The 17,452-nt window shown below is 52.5% G+C and carries 24 protein-coding genes and 1 other RNA gene; 8 read left to right on the top strand and 17 right to left on the bottom strand.

Going from position 1 to position 17,452, the window contains the following annotated elements:
• Positions 1-18: 18 nt before the first annotated feature.
• The 3 genes from DK507_RS14535 (at position 19) to DK507_RS14525 (ending at position 1,671) form a co-directional block, all read left to right on the top strand.
• Positions 19-705, top strand: a complete 687-nt coding sequence (locus DK507_RS14535; protein ID WP_109357701.1) for an N-acetylmuramoyl-L-alanine amidase — start codon at positions 19-21, stop codon at positions 703-705.
• Positions 706-711: 6 nt separating this feature from the next.
• An RNA gene (gene rnpB, locus DK507_RS14530) (RNase P RNA component class A) lies at positions 712-1,090 on the top strand.
• 44 nt (positions 1,091-1,134) lie between these two features.
• Positions 1,135-1,671: a J domain-containing protein gene (locus tag DK507_RS14525; protein WP_109357051.1), complete on the top strand. Its 537-nt coding sequence runs from the start codon at positions 1,135-1,137 to the stop codon at positions 1,669-1,671.
• Here DK507_RS14525 and DK507_RS14520 read toward each other — a convergent pair.
• From DK507_RS14520 to DK507_RS14470, 11 genes are all read right to left on the bottom strand, one after another.
• A complete protein-coding gene (locus DK507_RS14520; RefSeq protein WP_109357050.1) occupies positions 1,668-2,078 on the bottom strand; it encodes a SufE family protein in 411 nt (136 codons plus the stop codon). The genes DK507_RS14525 and DK507_RS14520 overlap by 4 nt on opposite strands.
• 54 nt (positions 2,079-2,132) lie before the next feature.
• Positions 2,133-2,363, bottom strand: a complete 231-nt coding sequence (locus tag DK507_RS14515; RefSeq protein ID WP_109357049.1) for a hypothetical protein — start codon at positions 2,361-2,363, stop codon at positions 2,133-2,135.
• 42 nt (positions 2,364-2,405) lie between these two features.
• Entirely contained in the window at positions 2,406-2,666 is a 261-nt protein-coding gene (locus tag DK507_RS14510; RefSeq protein ID WP_108810134.1) for a hypothetical protein, read from the bottom strand.
• Between the two features lie 29 nt (positions 2,667-2,695).
• The gene (locus DK507_RS14505; RefSeq protein ID WP_109357048.1) at positions 2,696-2,965 is read right to left on the bottom strand and encodes a hypothetical protein; all 270 of its coding nucleotides are present in this window, start codon (positions 2,963-2,965) and stop codon (positions 2,696-2,698) included.
• Positions 2,965-3,225, bottom strand: coding sequence for a hypothetical protein (locus DK507_RS14500; protein ID WP_109357047.1), 261 nt, complete (start codon positions 3,223-3,225; stop codon positions 2,965-2,967). The genes DK507_RS14505 and DK507_RS14500 overlap by 1 nt, the downstream gene beginning before the upstream one ends.
• A 10-nt stretch (positions 3,226-3,235) precedes the next feature.
• Positions 3,236-3,556: a hypothetical protein gene (locus DK507_RS14495; RefSeq protein ID WP_109357046.1), complete on the bottom strand. Its 321-nt coding sequence runs from the start codon at positions 3,554-3,556 to the stop codon at positions 3,236-3,238.
• A complete protein-coding gene (locus tag DK507_RS14490; protein ID WP_109357045.1) occupies positions 3,556-3,855 on the bottom strand; it encodes a hypothetical protein in 300 nt (99 codons plus the stop codon). The genes DK507_RS14495 and DK507_RS14490 overlap by 1 nt, the downstream gene beginning before the upstream one ends.
• A gap of 27 nt (positions 3,856-3,882) precedes the next feature.
• Complete coding sequence (gene pspC / locus DK507_RS14485) at positions 3,883-4,263, bottom strand: envelope stress response membrane protein PspC (protein WP_109357044.1); 381 nt, start codon at positions 4,261-4,263, stop codon at positions 3,883-3,885.
• Between the two features lie 2 nt (positions 4,264-4,265).
• Positions 4,266-4,568: an envelope stress response membrane protein PspB gene (gene pspB / locus DK507_RS14480; RefSeq protein ID WP_109357043.1), complete on the bottom strand. Its 303-nt coding sequence runs from the start codon at positions 4,566-4,568 to the stop codon at positions 4,266-4,268.
• A complete protein-coding gene (gene pspA, locus DK507_RS14475; RefSeq protein WP_109357042.1) occupies positions 4,568-5,251 on the bottom strand; it encodes a phage shock protein PspA in 684 nt (227 codons plus the stop codon). Before pspA ends, pspB begins: the two co-directional genes overlap by 1 nt.
• 149 nt (positions 5,252-5,400) lie before the next feature.
• Positions 5,401-5,553, bottom strand: a complete 153-nt coding sequence (locus DK507_RS14470; RefSeq protein ID WP_162559066.1) for a hypothetical protein — start codon at positions 5,551-5,553, stop codon at positions 5,401-5,403.
• A gap of 197 nt (positions 5,554-5,750) precedes the next feature.
• Between DK507_RS14470 and pspF the strand changes: the two genes are divergently transcribed.
• Complete coding sequence (gene pspF / locus DK507_RS14465; protein WP_109357040.1) at positions 5,751-6,800, top strand: phage shock protein operon transcriptional activator; 1,050 nt, start codon at positions 5,751-5,753, stop codon at positions 6,798-6,800.
• A 116-nt stretch (positions 6,801-6,916) separates the two neighbouring features.
• Positions 6,917-8,275 (top strand): acyltransferase, encoded by a 1,359-nt coding sequence (locus DK507_RS14460; protein ID WP_109357039.1) that lies wholly within the window; start codon positions 6,917-6,919, stop codon positions 8,273-8,275.
• A 71-nt stretch (positions 8,276-8,346) separates the two neighbouring features.
• Here DK507_RS14460 and DK507_RS14455 read toward each other — a convergent pair whose 3' ends face one another.
• On the bottom strand, positions 8,347-8,913 hold the full coding sequence (locus DK507_RS14455) for a urate hydroxylase PuuD (protein ID WP_109357038.1): 567 nt from the start codon (positions 8,911-8,913) through the stop codon (positions 8,347-8,349).
• A gap of 175 nt (positions 8,914-9,088) precedes the next feature.
• On the opposite strand from DK507_RS14455, the gene DK507_RS14450 reads away from it, so the two are divergent.
• Positions 9,089-9,694, top strand: coding sequence for a superoxide dismutase (locus DK507_RS14450; RefSeq protein ID WP_109357037.1), 606 nt, complete (start codon positions 9,089-9,091; stop codon positions 9,692-9,694).
• A gap of 55 nt (positions 9,695-9,749) precedes the next feature.
• On the opposite strand, the gene ispZ is transcribed toward DK507_RS14450, so the two are convergent.
• The 5 genes from ispZ to DK507_RS14425 all read right to left on the bottom strand — a co-directional run bounded on the left by ispZ (position 9,750) and on the right by DK507_RS14425 (position 15,120).
• The gene (gene ispZ, locus DK507_RS14445; RefSeq protein WP_109357036.1) at positions 9,750-10,391 is read right to left on the bottom strand and encodes a septation protein IspZ; all 642 of its coding nucleotides are present in this window, start codon (positions 10,389-10,391) and stop codon (positions 9,750-9,752) included.
• Entirely contained in the window at positions 10,388-11,317 is a 930-nt protein-coding gene (gene ftsY, locus DK507_RS14440; RefSeq protein WP_109357035.1) for a signal recognition particle-docking protein FtsY, read from the bottom strand. Before ftsY ends, ispZ begins: the two co-directional genes overlap by 4 nt.
• Positions 11,314-12,579 carry a tRNA (N(6)-L-threonylcarbamoyladenosine(37)-C(2))-methylthiotransferase MtaB gene (gene mtaB / locus DK507_RS14435; protein WP_109357034.1) on the bottom strand — a complete coding sequence of 422 codons (1,266 nt, stop codon included), beginning with the start codon at positions 12,577-12,579 and terminating at the stop codon, positions 11,314-11,316. The genes ftsY and mtaB overlap by 4 nt, the downstream gene beginning before the upstream one ends.
• Positions 12,576-13,394, bottom strand: a complete 819-nt coding sequence (dapF, locus tag DK507_RS14430; RefSeq protein WP_109357033.1) for a diaminopimelate epimerase — start codon at positions 13,392-13,394, stop codon at positions 12,576-12,578. Before dapF ends, mtaB begins: the two co-directional genes overlap by 4 nt.
• Before the next feature lie 73 nt (positions 13,395-13,467).
• Complete coding sequence (locus DK507_RS14425; protein ID WP_109357032.1) at positions 13,468-15,120, bottom strand: bifunctional diguanylate cyclase/phosphodiesterase; 1,653 nt, start codon at positions 15,118-15,120, stop codon at positions 13,468-13,470.
• A 292-nt stretch (positions 15,121-15,412) separates the two neighbouring features.
• Between DK507_RS14425 and ffh the strand changes: the two genes are divergently transcribed.
• Entirely contained in the window at positions 15,413-16,876 is a 1,464-nt protein-coding gene (gene ffh / locus DK507_RS14420) for a signal recognition particle protein (RefSeq protein WP_109357031.1), read from the top strand.
• A 44-nt stretch (positions 16,877-16,920) separates the two neighbouring features.
• Entirely contained in the window at positions 16,921-17,451 is a 531-nt protein-coding gene (gene rpsP, locus DK507_RS14415; protein WP_109357030.1) for a 30S ribosomal protein S16, read from the top strand.
• The last annotated feature ends 1 nt before the right edge of the window (position 17,452 follow it).

Raw genomic sequence — 17,452 nt, 5'->3', positions numbered from 1 at the left:
GAGGCTTTTACGATGGACATGATCTGGACGCCTTCTCCCAATTTTGACGAGCGCAAGCTGCCAGTCAGCATATTGGTGATGCACTATACCGGCATGAAGGACGCCGCGTCGGCCATAAATTGGCTCGCGAATCCCGACGCCAAAGTATCCGCTCACTATGTCGTGACCGAGGATGGCCAGATCGTGAACATGGTCAAGGAAGAAAACCGCGCCTGGCACGCCGGACGCGGCTATTGGCGCGGCATCGAAGATGTGAACAGCGCCAGTATCGGCATTGAAATCGTAAATCCGGGCCATGAATGGGGCTATGTGCCGTTTCCCGAAGAGCAGATGGATGCCGTCACACGGCTCGCCCATGATATTGTCAAACGCCACGCTATTGTGCCGACCAATGTCATCGGTCACAGCGATCTGGCGCCGTCACGAAAGCAGGATCCAGGCGAACTGTTCGATTGGGATAGGCTTGCCAGACACGGCATCGCGCTCAAAAAACCGCGTCTAAATCTTGGCGAACCGCCATGGACAGATGGCGGTTTCATGTTGGCTCTGGAACGCTTTGGCTATGATATTACCGCTGAGAAAGATGCAGTCGTAGCTTTCCAGAGGCGTTTTCGCCCTAAAAACATCGACGGCGTTATCGATGGTGAATGCCGGGCGCTACTATTGTCTTTAATGCTCGACAGAGAGCGTGGAATCACTAAATAGAGCGCACCAGAGGGTCGGCCAGTCGCGGGAATATGACAAATATTCGCGAGGAAAGTCCGGGCTCCACGATTTAAAGGTGCCGGATAACGTCCGGCGGGCAGGGGAGTGATCGCCTGTTCAGGGACAGTGCAACAGAAAGCAGGTCGCGAAGGCTTCGGTCCCGTGATGTTGAAAGGGTGCGGTAAGAGCGCACCGCGGGTCTGGTAACAGCCCCGGCACGGTAAACCCCACCTGGAGCAAAACCAAATAGGGGCGGCATATGGCTATTTCGGCCTGCAGCCCGGGTTGGTTGCTAGAGCGGTGCAGCAATGCATCGCCGAGATGAATGACTGGCTATTCCTTGCAAGAGGATGGACAGAACCCGGCTTACAGACCCTCTGGTATTTAATTATGGCTGGAACAGGCGCGGGGCCTTTGTTAGAGAGTGATATGCCAAAAGCAAGACGATCCGATAACTGGGGCTTTCCCCGCTGGGGCAGCTATGAAAGCTCGCGCGAAACCGAGCAGGTGAAGATTTGCGACCGGCATGGCTGCAACGAGGCAGGTAACTGCCCGGCACCCAAATCACCCAATAGCCCGGATCGCTGGTATTTCTGCGAGAAACATGCGGCGGAATATAATCGCGGCTGGGATTATTTCGAAGGGCTAGACAAGGAAGAGCGCGCAAAACGGGAAGCCGACGAACAACGTGACGCCAACGCCTATCAGGAAGCGAAACATTGTAGCTGGATGGGATCCGGCGATGGCAGTCGGTCGCGGGATGAGATGACGGCGCTGGAAATATTCGATCTGACGCCCGATGTTGATTTTGAGGCGGTTAAAAAGGCCTGGCGCGCGATGGCCAAGGAATATCATCCGGATGTAAATCCCGGTGATGAAGAAGCCGCCAAGAAATTTCAGGCGGCGCAGGCGGCCTTTGATGTACTGAAAATTGCCGAAGAACGGCGGGTCTGGAAGCCGGTTTAGGTCTTTTGATACCGCATTGCCGTTTCTTCGATCAAGGCAATCATGTTCGGTATGCCTTGCGTACGATTGGAACTGAGCTGGTTTTTCAAATCAAATGGTGCGAGCATTTCCGCAATGTCGGTTTTCAAAACGGCATCAATCGGTTGGTCCTGAACGGTTTCGAGCACTAGAGCGATGATACCTTTGGTAATGGCGGCATTGCTATCTGCAAGAAAATGCAGCCGGCCATCATCCTGTTTTGTCGGATAAACCCAAACCGAGGCAGAGCAACCGCGAACCAGTGTTGCATCGGTTTTGAGGGCATCGGGCATCGGTTCTAGTTCCTTGCCCAAATCAATCAGAAGCCGGTATCGGTCATCAGCTTCCAGAAATTCATATTCTTCTACAAGATTGTCAAATTTGCTCATCCCCGCCCGCTAGCAGGGCAGGGGATTCGCGTCATCCCTTTTTAAGGTTGGCTGTTAAAGCTCCACTCCGGCAGCGATCGCTTCCAGTTTGCGGATGCGTTCCTTCAGGTCCGCAACCTCAATTCGCGATGTAGCACTGGGGGGATTTTCCTCGCGCCTTTGTTCCAATTCCTTGGACTTGAGGTCAATCCAGTCCCTCCACCCACGCAGAGCGATAAGGGAGACCGCCGTTAGTCCGATCAGGGTAAACGCAGCAATCATCAGGTAAAAACTGGGTTCTGGCATGATGCTATCCTTCTTCTTTTCCTGCTTCTTTGAGGAACCGACCTATTGGTCCCGCAATTTCTCTATTTCATTTTCCAATTCCCGTGCGCCGCGATCATCGGTGGCTATTTTCTCAAGTACCGCTACGCGTTCCTTGAGATATTTAACCTCTTCACGAAGCCGTCCGGCATCGGGATCAACCATGGTTACGGGGTTGCCTTCTTCATCTGATGCAATGCCATGTTTGGCCTGAATACGCGTGCTGACTACTTTTCCGACCGTGATGACGATGATGATGGCAACAACCATTTCAAACGGGTTCATTTATTCTCTTCCCTCCAATTGCTTCTTGCTTAGCTGTCTCTCAGCTTCGCTATTTCACTTTCCAATTCCCTTGCGCCGCGCTCGTCAGTTACAATTTTTTCCAACGTTGCCACGCGCTCTTTCAGATATTTCATATCTTCCTGCATGCGCCGGCCATCTTCACTTTCCGGCAGCCGCTCGCCAAGGAGCATCAGCTCTTTTTGCTTTTCCAGCATCTTGCTTTGATGACGGGTCCATATGGCCAGGCCGCCGAGCAAAAATGGTGCAAGGGGTATCAACACCCATAGTTCATCGAACATCAGTTCAGCTCCTTCAATTCTGGCTCATCGCGCAGACTTTCAATTTGTCCGGCAACATCAAAGCCTTTGTCCGTAACAATTCGTTCCAACACGCGCACCCGCTGTTCCAGTTGTTTGTTACTGACTGCATATTGAGCAGCTTTTTCGGCGGATATCTCGGACTGCATCTTCAATATCTTCTGCTGATGACTGGTCCAAATTGCGAAAACTCCAACGCCGATGCCGGCAAACGGGATCAACAGGGCTAGATATTCAATCATATTGATCTCCTTAGTTTTTCGGTGCGCGCAGGGCTTCGATTTCGTTTGTCAGACGATGGCTATCGTCGGTCACAATCCGCTCAACATTGGTAAGCCGGTCTTTCATCGATCCGATCTCGGCGCGCAGTTCTGCATTTTCTTGTGTTAGCAGTTTGACGCGTTCCACCGCCTCGTTATCCGTTTTCGGATAAACCGCTTTGCCCCACTGATTCTCAAGCGGATAGCCGTTTTTGATCCGCATCCAGGTTGTTGCTACCCATCCCAGCGTTACGACTGCACAAGCAAATCCGATGGGCCACAAAATAGAGGGGTTAGCTAAAATACTCTCCATTATCCCTTCTCCCGCAACGCTTCGATTTCATCTGCTGTTCGTTTGGCTGGATCAGTCGCGATCCGCTCCAGAACTGCAAGACGCTCCTGCAAGCGATCGATCTTACCAACCAACTCTTCATTTTCCGCAGAGAGCAGCTCAATTTTGCGATCGGCCTTTGGGTCATCCTTAGCGGTTGTCCCGCCCCACTCATCTTCAAGCGGATAGCCATGTTTAGCCCGGATCCAATTATTGATTATATAGCCAGCATAACAAACGGCGATAATGGCGATAACAAATCCCGGTCCACCCCAATTCATAGTCAGTCTCCCTAAATTCTGTGTGGCTTAGCGCAGCTTTTCAATCTCATTCGAAAGTGCGCGGTTATTACTGGTGTAGTATAATTCCATATCGGCAAGACGGCGGTCAATCTCACGAAAGCGTGATTTGACGTCTCTGGCCGTGCGGCGGGGGGATTGACGGACTCCTTGCCAAAATTCCCGCTCCTCTCTGTCGCCATAAAGTTCCATCGGTTTGGGATCAGCCGATTTTGCCGCGATCCAATAAGCAACCAAGGTCCATGGAAAGGCGAAAGTCACGGTGGCCATCACGGCAGCTAACCTGACCCACATAACGTTTATTCCGGTATAGTCGGAAATTCCGGCGCATACTCCGCTCCATTTGGCGCGCTGTTTATCAAGATAAAATTTTGTGCGGATCGAAGCCATGATTAGCGCCTTTCTTTTTTCAAGAGATTATCGAAATTTTCGAGTGTCGGTTTGGGTTCATTGCCTGCCCCCGGTAATGCTGACTGCCGCCAGTCCGGATTGTCTGCTGCCATGATCCGTTCTATTGTCTCCATGCGTTCGTCCAATCGGCGTGCCATGATGTGCAAATCGTCGAGCAGTTGCTCGTCTTCATTGGTGATGGTTGCGGCCGTTTTCCATTTTGTAACATAATGGAAAATGATCCACGGGAACGCGACAAACAGAGTGACAATCGCAAAAAACGGGATAAGATCGTTCGAGTCCATTATTTGTCACCTTTCTGGTCTGACTTCTTCATGGCCGCCTTCATGGCTTCCAATTCATCATCAACTTTGTCGCTGCTTTCCAGCGCAGCAATCTGATTTTCCAGTGTCGCCGGCTCACCGCCCATCGTTAGCGCATCGGCACGGCCTTCGGCCTGGTCCACCTGACGTTCCAGATATTCAAATTTTGAAAATGCATCATGGACCTTGTCGCCATTATACATTTCACGGATTTTATAGCGGTTCTCGGCGCTTTCGAGCCGGTTAACCAGGCTGCTCTGGCGAGAGCGTGCTTCCTGCAATTTCTTTTGCAGCTTGGCGATATCACCTTCTGAAGCGCGCAGGGCATCATCCAGCACTTGAATTTCAACAGTAAGCTGTTCCGCCATGTCCGCGGCCTTACGTTTTTCGATCAACGCCGCCTTGGCGAGATCTTCGCGGTCCTTGGAAAGGGCCAGTTGCGCTTTTTCGTTCCAGTCTTCAGTCAGCTGGTTCAGCTTATCAATATGCCGGCGCATTTCTTTTTGGTCGGCAATGGTCCGTGCGGCAGAAGCGCGAACTTCGACAAGGGTTTCCTCCATTTCCAGGATGATCATGCGGATCAGTTTTGACGGATCCTCTGCCTTGTCGAGCATGTCCGTGACATTGGCGGCGATGATATCGCGCGTTCTTGAAAAAATACCCATGGTTAAACTCCGGTAGTTGCTAGCATTGTGCCTGGAATGGTTCGAACGTTCAGGCTGGTCTTCATAAAATTCTACGTCTTCAATCTGGAAAGGTGGCCGGGACCGTACTTCGGCAAGGGGGAATGAAGGAGTCCCGGCCATTTCGCCTGTCACGCCTTATAGCTGACAGTTGGGGAAATTGTACCATCTTCAGAGATGGTCGGGCCTTGTGCTTCGGCAGGGCCCACGGCGCTGATCAAAATCGTCAGGCTAAACAGCAACACGGAAATGATGGCAGAAACGTCGGTTCTGCTCAAATTCATTGATTTGCCTGTTTTCGTAGCTGCTGACATGTTGTCCTCCGTTTGGTCGATTTCCAGTCCCTTGCGGGTTCGAAGCTAACATTGCAGGAGGCGTGCCAGTTTTTTAACTGACTGATATATTTAGATAATATAAGTTTTTGGAAAAATGAATATGGTATTAATTGCTATTTAATAGGAATTTGCACTATATATTGGCCATGGAGCGCGAAAATCAGTTTGTCGGGGAGTCCGGAGCTTTCCTTGATGCAGTCGAAAAAGCCAGTCGGGCGGCCACTCTGGACCGTCCCGTACTTGTTATCGGAGAGCGCGGTACAGGTAAAGAGCTCATCGCTGAACGTCTCCATCGACTAAGCATGCGTTGGGATGGTCCTTTGGTTACATTAAACTGCGCTGCCATGCCCGAAACGTTGATCGAGGCTGAATTGTTCGGCCACGAAGCCGGTGCCTTTACGGGTGCGACCAAGAATAGAGTAGGGCGCTTTGAAGAAGCTGATGGCGGCACTTTGTTTCTGGATGAATTGGGAACATTGTCTTCCGCGGCGCAGGAGCGATTGCTCCGGGCGGTTGAATATGGCGAGATTACCAGAATAGGATCATCGAGACCACAAAAGGTGGATGTGCGGATCGTGGCGGCTACCAATGCCGACCTGCCGAAGATGGCGGACGAAGGGAAATTCCGGGCGGATTTGCTTGATCGCCTGTCATTTGAAGTCGTGACGCTGCCGCCGCTACGCTATCGTGAGGGGGATGTTCCGGTTTTGGCGGACTATTTCGGGCGACGCATGGCGGCTGAACTGGAATGGGAACAATGGCCGGGCTTCGGTCAATTGGCATCCGAAGCACTGGCACGTCACCAATGGCCCGGTAACGTTCGTGAGTTGCGTAATGTGATCGAGCGTGCTGTTTATCAATGGGGCGATTACACACGCGCTGTCGATCATATCGTCTTTGATCCGTTTGAATCACCATGGAAGCCGAAAGAAATGCCTTCTCGGCAATCGCAGCCAGCTGCGGCTGATCACGCGCCTGACAAAGTCGAGGAGGCACCTGCGCCTGCTGCTCCTGCCGCGGAACCGAGTTATGCAGCGGTCGATGATATGAAGGAAGCCGTGGAAGCCTTCGAAAAACGTATATTGGAAACCGCCTTGGCCAAATCACGTTATAACCAGCGGCAAACTGCCAAAGCGCTCAATCTCACTTATGATCAATTGCGCCATTCCCTGAAACGCCACGACCTATTGGGATAGCTATTTGTTAGTATTACGGTCTTAGCCTCACACCATGCTTGCCTTGAATCGGGCCTTGAACCGGGACCGGCAATGATTACGTAAATATCTGTTACATTGGGATGTGAGGGCATTATATGAGCGAAGGCGGTGAGACGGCGGCGAAACGGACTTTATGGTCCCGGGCCGAAGAAATGGCCCGCAAAGCACCTCCGGAACGCAATCGCTACGTCGATTTCCTGCGTGCCTTTTCAATCCTTGCCGTTGTAGTCGGCCACTGGTTGGTCGCGGCCCCATATATCGAAGATGGTGCCGTTCAAGGCGGCCATCTGCTGGGCATATTGCCTTGGACGCAATGGCTGACTTGGGGTTTTCAGGTGATGCCGATCTTCTTCCTTGTCGGAGGTTTTTCGCACGCGCTGTCCTGGTCTGCCAACCAGCGCAAAGAGGGTAGCTATGCAGGCTGGTTTACCGGGCGTTTGCGACGACTGATCAACCCGGTCCTTCCGCTTTTTCTGATCTGGACAGGTTTTGCCTTGTTTGGCACGGCAATGGGCGTGGATCGCAAGATTGTTGAGCTTGCGGCCCAACTGGCCCTGATTCCAGTATGGTTTCTGGCCGTCTATCTGATGGTCAGCGCAGTGGTCCCACTAACACATGCGGCTTGGAAACGCTTTGGCATGACCTCTTTCTGGGGGCTGGTAGCTGGCGCGATTTTGATCGATGCCGCGACCTTCATGCTCCAAATAGCACATGTGAATTTTGTGAACTTTGCTTTCATCTGGCTAGCCGTACATCAACTTGGTTATGCATGGAGTGAAGGCTATTTTGCCAATCCCGCAAAGGCTTTGGCATGGGGTGTTGGCGGTTTGACGGCACTAGGATTGCTGGTCGGCTTTGGCCCATACCCGGTCGCGATGATCGGCGTGCCCGGCGAACCAGTGAGCAATAGCATGCCTCCGACTATCGCCCTGTTAGCGCTTGGCATTGCGCAAACCGGTATTGCGCTCGCATTAGAACCTGCGGCACGGCGGATGCTAGACAGCCTTAAAATCTGGACGGGCGTGGTTTTGGTCAACGGCATGATCATGACGACCTATCTCTGGCATTTGACGGCCTTTGTCTTCGTCATGGTCGCGGCTTGGTTGCTGGGCGGAATTGGCCTGGAAGTGGTGCCCGGAAGTGGTGCCTGGTGGTTGGCGCGACCAATCTGGTTTGCGCTCTATATCACGGCTTTGCTCCCACTGATCATGATTTTTGCGAAATATGAACAGGCTGGAGCCGGTGGGCAGGGCGATAGAGATGATCTGCCGCATTGGCGGCTGATTGTCGGATTGCTGTTCGTTTGCGCCGGTCTGGCCTCGACTGCGGCAATCAGTATTGCAAGTCCGCTGGGTGTGACAGGCGTCCGGCTGTGGGTTGTTGCCATGCCATTTATCGGTGCGGCCTTTATCGGTTTCGGTCCGGCCCATAAGATCGCAAAACGGCTCGGCTAACTCTGGTCACTTATGACCAAGACAAAAAAGAGGGCCGTAAAGCCCTCTTTTCAAAATCGTTTTAAATCACGTTAGCCGCCGAGATTAGCGTTCACCATGCAATAGAGCATCGGCAAAGACAGCAGCGTATTCGTACGTGAAGCCATCAGCGCCACTTTGGCTGCAGAAGCCTTGGCATCTGCATCTGCTTCAACCATGCCCAATACCTTTTTCTGGTTTGGCCAGATCAGGAACCAGACATTAAAAGCCATGACCAGCGCCATCCACATGCCAATCCCGATCAGCAAATAACCTTCCTGCAGAAGCAGCGCCTGCGTCAGATATCCGGTCAGATGAGCAACAACCAATCCGGTAATCACCGTGAACAAAGCGGCCCAACGGAAGTAGAAGAGAGCGCTCGGTGCTATATGCTTGGACACTGCCGGTTTGGCTTCATCAGGAATACTCGGCATTTGCGGGACCTGGACGAAGTTGAAATAGTAGAGCAAGCCGATCCAGAGCACACCGAAAAAGGTATGCAGCCAGCGAAAGATGCCATTTACCTGGTCACCCAGCGAACCGATGCCGACGATAACAAGTATGGCAAGCAACAAGCCCACCAGCATCACCAAATTCAAATTCCCGAAAAACTTCGCCATTATAATCTCCCCCAGTGTTGTCTGTAACAATGCAGTAATATTATGCCTTCAAGCCATTTTTGTCACGGAAAAAGGCTGATCCTGTCAGATACGCTCTTATGGACAGTTGCCCCGCAAACCATTTGTCACCATATGCGCTTTCTGAAAGTCATTCTAACAATGGAGAAAATTCTCAATGTCCTTTGAACTTCCCCCGCTTCCTTATTCGAAAACCGCTTTTGGAGAACTGATCTCTGAGGCCACTTTCAATTTTCACCACGGCAAGCATCACAATGCCTATGTAACCAAAACCAATGATGCGATTGCAGGTACGGATCACGCGGGTAAAAAACTGTCCGAGATCATCAAAGCTGCCGATGGCGGCCTGTTCAATAATGCTGCACAGGTCTGGAACCACAGCTTTTACTGGCTGTGCCTGAGCCCCGAGAAAAAGGAAGTGCCGGCAGAATTGAAGAGTCGCATTGAAGCAGACTTCGGTTCCGTTCAGGAGTTCAAGGACAAGTTCAAAGCGGAAGCCGTTGGACATTTTGCGAGCGGTTGGGCCTGGCTGGTGCTGACCGGCGACAAGCTGGAAATCACTTCGCTGCATGATGCGGACAGCCCGGTTGCTCATGACATGAAACCGTTGCTGACCATCGATGTTTGGGAGCATGCCTATTATCTGGACTACCAGAATGCGCGTCCCGACTATGTCTCTGCATTGCTCGACAATGCCATTGACTGGGACTTCGTGGCCCAGAACCTTGACGGTGAAGGCGTAAGTCGCGCTGATCAGGGCTAAGTGCTTTTACAACGGAATTTCGAGGCCGCGCCCTTCCAAAAAAGGGGCGCGGTTTTTATTTGGAGGCAGCTTCTTCTGTCTCTTCGTCATCCTGCCCAAGATCCAGTCCGTGCCGCATCAGCATCGGTACGTTGGCGATGGCGAAGATAAAGGACAATATAGTGATGCCCCACACTTTCAGCGTCAGCCACATGTCGAAGGTGAGGGAAAGACGCATGGCTTCGTTCAGTACGGCCATCGCGACAAAGAATATCGCCCAGTTCCGCGATAGTTTGAGCCAGCCTTCATCGGAAAGCCCTTCATAGGCGGCCTGCAGCAGATATTTTAGCATGGCTTTCCCGCGCAGCAATCCGACACCCAGTATCACCGCAAAGCCTAGATAGATAATTGTCGGCTTGATCTGGATGAAGCGTGGATCATTGAAATAGATCGTGAGTGCACCAAAGCCGATCACCAAAACCGCTGACAGCCAGAGCATGGGGGATATCTTGCCCAGTTTCCATTTGGAAACGATAACCGCAATCACGATAGCCACCATGAAAGCTGCGGTACCATATATTGCTGACAGGACCGGATTATCACCGGGAACAGCGAACTTATAGGTCAAGAAAAAGACCAGTAGAGGCCCGAAATCGAGGGCAAAGCCCAGACCCTTGTTTTCTTGCTTCGGTTCTACATTGACGACATCATCACTCATTCTTCAATTCCTGCTATGGCCGCCGCCAGATCATTGGCGTCAAAGGGTCGTAAATCTTCTATTGTCTCCCCGACACCAATGGCATGGATCGGCATTTCAAATTGCTTGGCGGCTGCAACAAGAACACCACCGCGCGCTGTACCATCAAGTTTGGTCATGATGAGGCCGGTAACCTTTGCCACTTCCTTGAATACTTCAATCTGTGACAGGGCATTTTGTCCCGTCGTCGCATCCAGAACAAGAACAACATCATGCGGGGCTTCTGGATTGAGCCGCCCCAGAACACGCCGGATCTTGTCCAGTTCATCCATCAATTCGCTGCGGTTTTGCAGGCGGCCTGCTGTATCAACGATTAATACGTCAATGCCGGTGGCCGTGGCCTGTTTAACGCCTTCATAGACAATGCTGGCGCTGTCGCCGCCCTCCTTGCCGCTGATGATCGGCACGCCAAGCCGTTCGGCCCAAACTTTCAATTGTCCTATCGCAGCCGCGCGAAAGGTATCGCCAGCGGCGAGCATCACACCATAATCCTGTTCCAGAAACAGGTGCGCGAGCTTTGCGATTGTTGTGGTTTTGCCAGAGCCGTTGACACCAATGACCAATATGACTTGCGGCCTCGGAAACGCATCGATTTCCAGAGGTACAGCTACCGGTTCCAATATACCGGCAATTTCCGATTGGATTATTTCGCGGACGGCATGTTCGCTAAGGCCTTTTTCAAACCGCTCGTTTGAGAGCTTTTCACGAATGGCTGCCGCCGTCGCGGGGCCGAGATCGGAAATGATCAACGCATCTTCGATCTCGTCAAGAGTCGCTTCATCCAGTTTTGCCTTGGTCACAAGACCGGTCAGGTTTTCGGTCAATCGGCCAGATGTCTTGCTGAACCCGCCAAAAAGGCGATCTCTCCACCCCGGTTTTTCACTCATACTATTTTTCTTCCGATCAGTTTCCGGCCATCGGATGCAATGACCTCAACAGGGATGATCTGGCCTTCTGGCATGGTTTTTTCAAAACTGATATGGGCAAAATTTTCCGCATATCCAGCCTTGCCGTTTAGCTCGCACAGCACATCTTGCCGGCTACCGACCAGATTGTCGCGCCAAGTCTGTGCCTTTGCACTCACCTTCTCACGCAAAAGCCGGGCGCGTTCCTTGATAGTGACCCCATTAACCTGGGGCATATTGGCCGCAGGCGTGCCCTGTCTCGGGGAATAGGGGAATATGTGGCCGTGAATTATCTCGCATTGATCAACCATATCGAGGCTGTCCGCAAACATGGCATCGGTTTCGGTCGGAAATCCGGCGATAATGTCAGCACCTATGGCAATCCCGGGGCGCTTCTCCTTCAACCGCGCGACAAGTTCTATGGCTTGCTCGCGGCTGTGGCGGCGTTTCATCCGTTTGAGGATCATATTGTCACCCGATTGCAGCGACAGATGCACATGCGGCATCATCCGGCTTTCACCCGTCAATATGTCAAACAGGCGTTCGTCAATTTCCACGCCGTCGACGGAGGACAGGCGCAGCCGTTTAAGTTCCGGAACATGGCTCAGAACGCGCTCGACCAGCAGGCCAAGGCTTGGATTACCAGGCAAATCCGGACCATAGCTGGTGACATCGACCCCCGTCAGCACGACCTCGTTAAAGCCTTGGTCAACCAGCGACTTCACCTGCTCGACAACCTGTCCTGCCGGCACGGACCGGCTATTGCCGCGGCCATAGGGGATGATGCAGAAGGTGCAGCGGTGATCGCAGCCATTTTGCACTTCTACAAAGGCGCGGGACCGCTCGGCAAAGGCGCTGACCATATGCGGTGCGGTTTCCCTTACCTGCATGATATCTGACACCCGGATATCCGGCTTGTTGGTGTCTAGCCCGAATTTGAAATTATCGGCTTCATATTTATCGAAATTGCCGACCACACCGGATGTCTCGGGCATATCTGCGAACATCTCCGGATCGACCTGTGCGGCGCATCCGGTTACAACCACAGTCTTGTCTGGATTATCTTTCTTGGCGCGTCGTATTGCCTGACGGGTCTGGCGCACCGCTTCATTGGTTACGGCGCAGCTGTTGACGATAACCAGTTCATCGGCATTGACCCTAGAGGCATTGATTGTCTGGCGGATTGCTTCGCTCTCAGCGATATTCAGGCGGCACCCCATGCTGATAATATCAGGACCACTCATGCAAAATCATCCCAGTTGGCTTCGCCGGAGAAAACATAGGTGGTCGGGCCTTGCATCATGATGGACCCACCTTCGTCCCACGAAAGGATAAGCTTGCCGCCGGGCAGATGCACATTGGCCGGGCTTTGTACCAATCCGCGTCTGATTGCGGCCACTGCCGTTGCACACGCTCCGGTGCCGCAAGCACGGGTCAAACCGACGCCGCGCTCCCAGACACGCAGGTACAGATCGCCATCTTTTACATGTGCTACGTTTACATTCACGCGTTCGGGAAACAGAGGATCAACCTCGATCATCGGACCCAGGCGGTCCAGTTCAATGGCGTCACTGTTTTCAACGAAGAAAATGACATGCGGGTTGCCGACATTGACAGCTGCCGGATCCTGCAAATCCTCCCAGCCAACCGGCATGTGCAGCGTATCCATGGCATAGGTGAGGGGGATCACATTCCAGTCGAAACGGGGCTCACCCATATCAACGATGGCACCTTCATCCGTAACATGGCCAGAGATCATTCCGCCATCGGTTTCAATCGACGTACCATCGCCAAGCAATTTCACGACACAGCGGGTAGCATTGCCGCACGCCTCGACCTCACCACCATCGGCATTGTAAATCTGCATGCGAACATCGGCTTTGCCGGACGGTTTCAGCACAATCAGCTGATCACAACCAATGCCGCTATGCCGATTGGCGATGGCGGCTGCTTTGGCCGGAGGCATGGCGAAACCATCAGGCAAATCAGATGCGCGCGCATCGATAATGACAAAGTCATTGCCCAGTCCATGCATCTTGTGAAATTGCCCGATAGTCATGATGGGCGATTTAGGGATGACAGGGCGGCAAGTCCAGCAATAGAATTAGGCGACTGTTGGTCCTGCTGCGTGTTTAGCCCGCTTTGAGTTGCGGTTGTTCAACCGGTAGTTCAGCAACTTCATCAACCTCTGCTTTGTCCAATGGCTGCGCGGGCAACAGATTGCGTTTTCCAAGCACTTTGCGTGCCTGTTCCAGCGAAAGCGGGCGACCATAATGCCAACCCTGGCCCTTGGCACAGCCAAGGTTGCGCAGCTCGTTTTCGATAGCCTTGTCTTCAATGCCTTCGGCGGTAATTGGCATGCCAAGGCTTTCGCCAAGGCCGGTAATCGCTTTCACAATCGCCGCACTTTCCGGGTTTTCCAAAATCGACGTTACGAAGCTGCGGTCGATCTTGATCCGGTCAAAGGGCAGGGCGCGTAAGTGAGCCAGCGAACTATATCCTGTTCCAAAGTCATCCAGGGCAATCTGAATTCCCTGGTTTTTGAGACTACCGACAATAGACTGAGCCAGGCTGAGATTTTCAAACAATGAGCTCTCGGTAATTTCAATTTCAAGCCGGTTTGGCGGAAAGCCCGTTTCCACCAGTAGCTTGACGATTTTTTGCGCCAGCCATGGATCAAGCAGTTGAACTGGTGAAATATTGACTGAAACCGTCAGGCTGGGGTCCCAGTGTTTCGCACTTTCAAATGTCTGTCGCATGATGCTGAGCGAAAGATCACCAACCATGCCGGTTTCTTCGGCAATCGGAATGAAGACTTCCGGCGAAACAAGACCCTGTGTCGGCGATTCCCAGCGCGCTAGCATTTCAAAACCGGTTAGCTTGCCAGTCGCGAGATCAATCTGTTGTTCGAAATAAGGAACAAATTCGCCTGCCGGAATACCGCTGCGCATGCCGGATTCAAGGGTATTGCGGGTCTGCAGTTCCTGTTCCATTGAAACATCAAACCAGCAAAAGCGGTTTCTACCCTGTTTCTTGGCGCTATACATCGCGATGTCAGCGCGGCGCATTAGAACATCGACGCCTTCAGATTCAAAGTCGAAACGCGCCATGCCAATCGAGGTGGTGACCACCAGATGGTTGCCGTTCTCGACAATCGGCATGGCAATACTGTCAATCAGATCATCAGCAATACGATCCACCATTTCAGGCTGATCCGGGTCAAAAATAAAAGCACAGGCAAACTCGTCGCCACCAAGCCGTGCCAAGAGGTTATTGGGTGGAATAACTTTTGAAATTCGCGCGGCTACTTCTTTCAGCACGATATCGCCGGCACTGTGGCCATGGACGTCGTTGACAGTTTTGAAATTGTCGAGATCTAGCATCAAAAATGCGGTGCTTTTGTTTTTACGCCGCGCCGTAGCAATCATTTCCGAAGTCTTTTCGGTCAGAGTTCGGCGGTTCAAAAACCCGGTAAGCGGATCCGTTACCGCCAGAGAATGCGCCCGTTCTTCTGCAGCAGCCCGCTCTGTTACTTCTGCCGCGAGGTCGCGGTAACGACGCCAGCCAAATAATATGAGGGCGATGTTGAGGAGAAAAGCTGAAACCAGCATTTTATCGCTGCCGCCGCCGTAACCAGACAGAGAAGCGATTGCCTCGGTTATTACCGTTCCGCCGGTCCCAACGAACATCAAGATGGCAAATATAACGATCAGGCTGGTCACCACATCTCTGCGTGCCGACACTGCATATTTATTGCTGGCCTTGATATTATTTGAATCGGTCATGTTTTGCTCCACGACGGCTATCCCCTAATTTCTCAAGCTGCCTATTGCCTTAATAATTCTCAATTTCTGGTTAATTTTCGCTAAATTAAGGGATTTCTAGGGTTGCGAGTCTCTTAAGGATCGACTAGGGGCATCTCAAATAACGACAGATTATCTGTTGTGGTTTCAGTTTCGAGTTCAAAAAACTCACACGTCGGTCAGCGAGGTTTCGCCCACCGGCGTTTTTTGCGTTGCCCGGTTTTGGGTTTGTTTTTAGGCTGATTTCAGCCGGTTTGAGAGAAAGGAAGACGCCATGTTTGACAAGTTAAGCGACCGGCTCGGCGGCGTCTTTGACAAACTGCGTGGCCGTGGGGCGCTAAAAGAAGAAGATGTTCGCGGCGCGATGCGCGAAGTGCGGATTGCGTTGCTGGAGGCCGATGTTGCGCTTCCGGTTGTAAAGGATTTCGTTGAAAAGGTTACCGAACAGGCCGTTGGTCAGTCGGTGCTCAAGTCCATCACGCCTGGCCAACAGGTCGTCAAGATCGTCAACGACGGTCTGGCGGATATGCTGGGTGCCAAGGTCAGTGGCCTGGAACTCGCAGTCGCACCACCCGCGATAATCATGATGGTCGGTCTGCAGGGCTCTGGTAAGACAACCACGACAGCCAAGATCGCCAAGCGCCTGAAAGACAAAGAGAATAAAAAGGTTATGATGGCCTCGCTCGACGTCAATCGTCCGGCGGCACAAGAACAACTGGCGGTATTGGGTGAGCAGATTAATGCTGCCACGCTGCCAATTGTCGAAGGCCAACAGCCGGTCGAGATAGCCAAACGCGCGCTTCAAGCTGCAAAATTGCAGGGTTTCGACGTTCTGATGCTCGACACTGCTGGCCGGCTGCATGTCGATCAGCAGCTGATGGACGAGATGAAGGCGGTTGCCGATGTCTCCAAGCCCCAGGAAACCTTGCTGGTTGTCGATGCCTTGACCGGTCAGGATGCAGTGAACGTTGCGTCCAACTTCTCCGAGCAAGTCGATCTCAGCGGCGTGATCCTCACCCGGATGGATGGCGATGCCCGCGGTGGTGCAGCGCTTTCTATGCGGGCGGTTACAGGCAAGCCGATTAAATTTGTCGGCATTGGCGAGAAAATCGACGCGCTGGAAGAATTTCATCCGGAACGGGTCGCTGGCCGTATTTTGGGAATGGGTGATGTTGTCAGTCTGGTGGAAAAAGCCGCTGCAACGGTCGACAAGGAAGAATCTGAAGCACTGGCCGAGAAAATGGCCAAGGGTCAGTTTGACCTGAATGACTTGCGCTCGCAGCTACGCCAAATGACTAAAATGGGCGGTTTGGGCGCTTTGGCCTCAATGATGCCGGGCATGAAGAAGGCCAAGGCGGCGATGGCGGGCGGCGCGATGGACGACAAGGTTCTGGTCCGCATGGACGCTATTATCGGTTCGATGACCAAGGAAGAACGTGTGCGCCCCGGCTTGCTCAACGCCAAGCGCAAAGTGCGTGTAGCCAAGGGGTCCGGTACCACGGTGCAGGACGTGAACAAGCTCCTGAAAATGCATCAGGAAATGTCCAAGGCGATGAAGAAGATCAAGAAAATGGGCGGGATGAAGGGTTTAATGTCGATGTTTGGCGGTGGTGGCGGTGCTGCAGGCGCGGGCATGGGCGGTCAAAATGGCGGCATGGGCGGAATGCCGGGGCTACCAGACATGTCTCCAGGCGGATTACCACCTGATCTTGCGAATTTGTTGAATAAGAAGAAATAGTTTTAGAAATTTAATTTATTATATTGTTTTAGAAAGGTTTATTTATGTCAGTAGCAATGAGAATGGCCCGTGGTGGTTCCAAGAAGCGTCCTTACTACAAAATCGTAATCGCGGATATCCGCGCTCCACGGGACGGTAAATTTATCGAGCGTATCGGTAGTTACAACCCGCTGCTCGCCAAAGATGACGAAAAGCGCGTTGTTCTGGATCTGGATCGCGCGAAACATTGGTTGAGCGTTGGTGCACAGCCTTCTGACCGTGTAGCACGTTTCCTCGATGCCGCCGGTTTGATGAAGCGCGAAGCGCGGAACAACCCGAACAAAGCCAAGCCGGGCGAAAAAGCCACCGAGCGCGCTGAAGAGAAAGCCGAAAAAGCCGCTGCTGCAGAAGAAGCTGCCAAGGAAGCGGCTGCCGCTCCTGCTGAGGAAGCGCCAGCGGAAACACCTGCAGAAGAAACACCAGCCGCTGAAGAAGCGGCTGCTGAAGCGCCTGCCCAGGAAGCAAAAGCCGAAGAAGCACCTGCTGAAGAGGCTCCTGCTGCAGAAGAAGCGACCGAAGAAAAGTCCGAGGGTTAAT

The sequence above is a fragment of the Sphingorhabdus sp. EL138 genome, from assembly GCF_900258045.1.
GTDB lineage: Bacteria > Pseudomonadota > Alphaproteobacteria > Sphingomonadales > Sphingomonadaceae > Parasphingorhabdus.
Note: the sequence above shows the minus strand (reverse complement) of the source record. Positions and strands in the feature narration are given on the sequence as shown.

What these genes read in the sequence shown, in the direction of transcription:
- pspB (WP_109357043.1), bottom strand. Translation starts at nt 4,568, where the DNA reads ATGGACTCGAACGATCTTATCCCGTTTTTTGCGATTGTCACTCTGTTT.
- DK507_RS14505 (WP_109357048.1), bottom strand. Translation starts at nt 2,965, where the DNA reads ATGTTCGATGAACTATGGGTGTTGATACCCCTTGCACCATTTTTGCTC.
- DK507_RS14425 (WP_109357032.1), bottom strand. Translation starts at nt 15,120, where the DNA reads ATGACCGATTCAAATAATATCAAGGCCAGCAATAAATATGCAGTGTCG.
- mtaB (WP_109357034.1), bottom strand. Translation starts at nt 12,579, where the DNA reads ATGAGTGGTCCTGATATTATCAGCATGGGGTGCCGCCTGAATATCGCT.
- ffh (WP_109357031.1), top strand. Translation starts at nt 15,413, where the DNA reads ATGTTTGACAAGTTAAGCGACCGGCTCGGCGGCGTCTTTGACAAACTG.
- ispZ (WP_109357036.1), bottom strand. Translation starts at nt 10,391, where the DNA reads ATGAGTGATGATGTCGTCAATGTAGAACCGAAGCAAGAAAACAAGGGT.
- pspC (WP_109357044.1), bottom strand. Translation starts at nt 4,263, where the DNA reads ATGGCTTCGATCCGCACAAAATTTTATCTTGATAAACAGCGCGCCAAA.
- DK507_RS14535 (WP_109357701.1), top strand. Translation starts at nt 19, where the DNA reads ATGATCTGGACGCCTTCTCCCAATTTTGACGAGCGCAAGCTGCCAGTC.
- pspA (WP_109357042.1), bottom strand. Translation starts at nt 5,251, where the DNA reads ATGGGTATTTTTTCAAGAACGCGCGATATCATCGCCGCCAATGTCACG.
- DK507_RS14520 (WP_109357050.1), bottom strand. Translation starts at nt 2,078, where the DNA reads ATGAGCAAATTTGACAATCTTGTAGAAGAATATGAATTTCTGGAAGCT.
- DK507_RS14460 (WP_109357039.1), top strand. Translation starts at nt 6,917, where the DNA reads ATGAGCGAAGGCGGTGAGACGGCGGCGAAACGGACTTTATGGTCCCGG.
- DK507_RS14470 (WP_162559066.1), bottom strand. Translation starts at nt 5,553, where the DNA reads ATGAATTTGAGCAGAACCGACGTTTCTGCCATCATTTCCGTGTTGCTG.
- ftsY (WP_109357035.1), bottom strand. Translation starts at nt 11,317, where the DNA reads ATGAGTGAAAAACCGGGGTGGAGAGATCGCCTTTTTGGCGGGTTCAGC.
- DK507_RS14455 (WP_109357038.1), bottom strand. Translation starts at nt 8,913, where the DNA reads ATGGCGAAGTTTTTCGGGAATTTGAATTTGGTGATGCTGGTGGGCTTG.
- dapF (WP_109357033.1), bottom strand. Translation starts at nt 13,394, where the DNA reads ATGACTATCGGGCAATTTCACAAGATGCATGGACTGGGCAATGACTTT.
- DK507_RS14515 (WP_109357049.1), bottom strand. Translation starts at nt 2,363, where the DNA reads ATGCCAGAACCCAGTTTTTACCTGATGATTGCTGCGTTTACCCTGATC.
- DK507_RS14510 (WP_108810134.1), bottom strand. Translation starts at nt 2,666, where the DNA reads ATGAACCCGTTTGAAATGGTTGTTGCCATCATCATCGTCATCACGGTC.
- DK507_RS14490 (WP_109357045.1), bottom strand. Translation starts at nt 3,855, where the DNA reads ATGAATTGGGGTGGACCGGGATTTGTTATCGCCATTATCGCCGTTTGT.
- DK507_RS14495 (WP_109357046.1), bottom strand. Translation starts at nt 3,556, where the DNA reads ATGGAGAGTATTTTAGCTAACCCCTCTATTTTGTGGCCCATCGGATTT.
- pspF (WP_109357040.1), top strand. Translation starts at nt 5,751, where the DNA reads ATGGAGCGCGAAAATCAGTTTGTCGGGGAGTCCGGAGCTTTCCTTGAT.
- DK507_RS14450 (WP_109357037.1), top strand. Translation starts at nt 9,089, where the DNA reads ATGTCCTTTGAACTTCCCCCGCTTCCTTATTCGAAAACCGCTTTTGGA.
- DK507_RS14525 (WP_109357051.1), top strand. Translation starts at nt 1,135, where the DNA reads ATGCCAAAAGCAAGACGATCCGATAACTGGGGCTTTCCCCGCTGGGGC.
- DK507_RS14500 (WP_109357047.1), bottom strand. Translation starts at nt 3,225, where the DNA reads ATGATTGAATATCTAGCCCTGTTGATCCCGTTTGCCGGCATCGGCGTT.
- rpsP (WP_109357030.1), top strand. Translation starts at nt 16,921, where the DNA reads ATGTCAGTAGCAATGAGAATGGCCCGTGGTGGTTCCAAGAAGCGTCCT.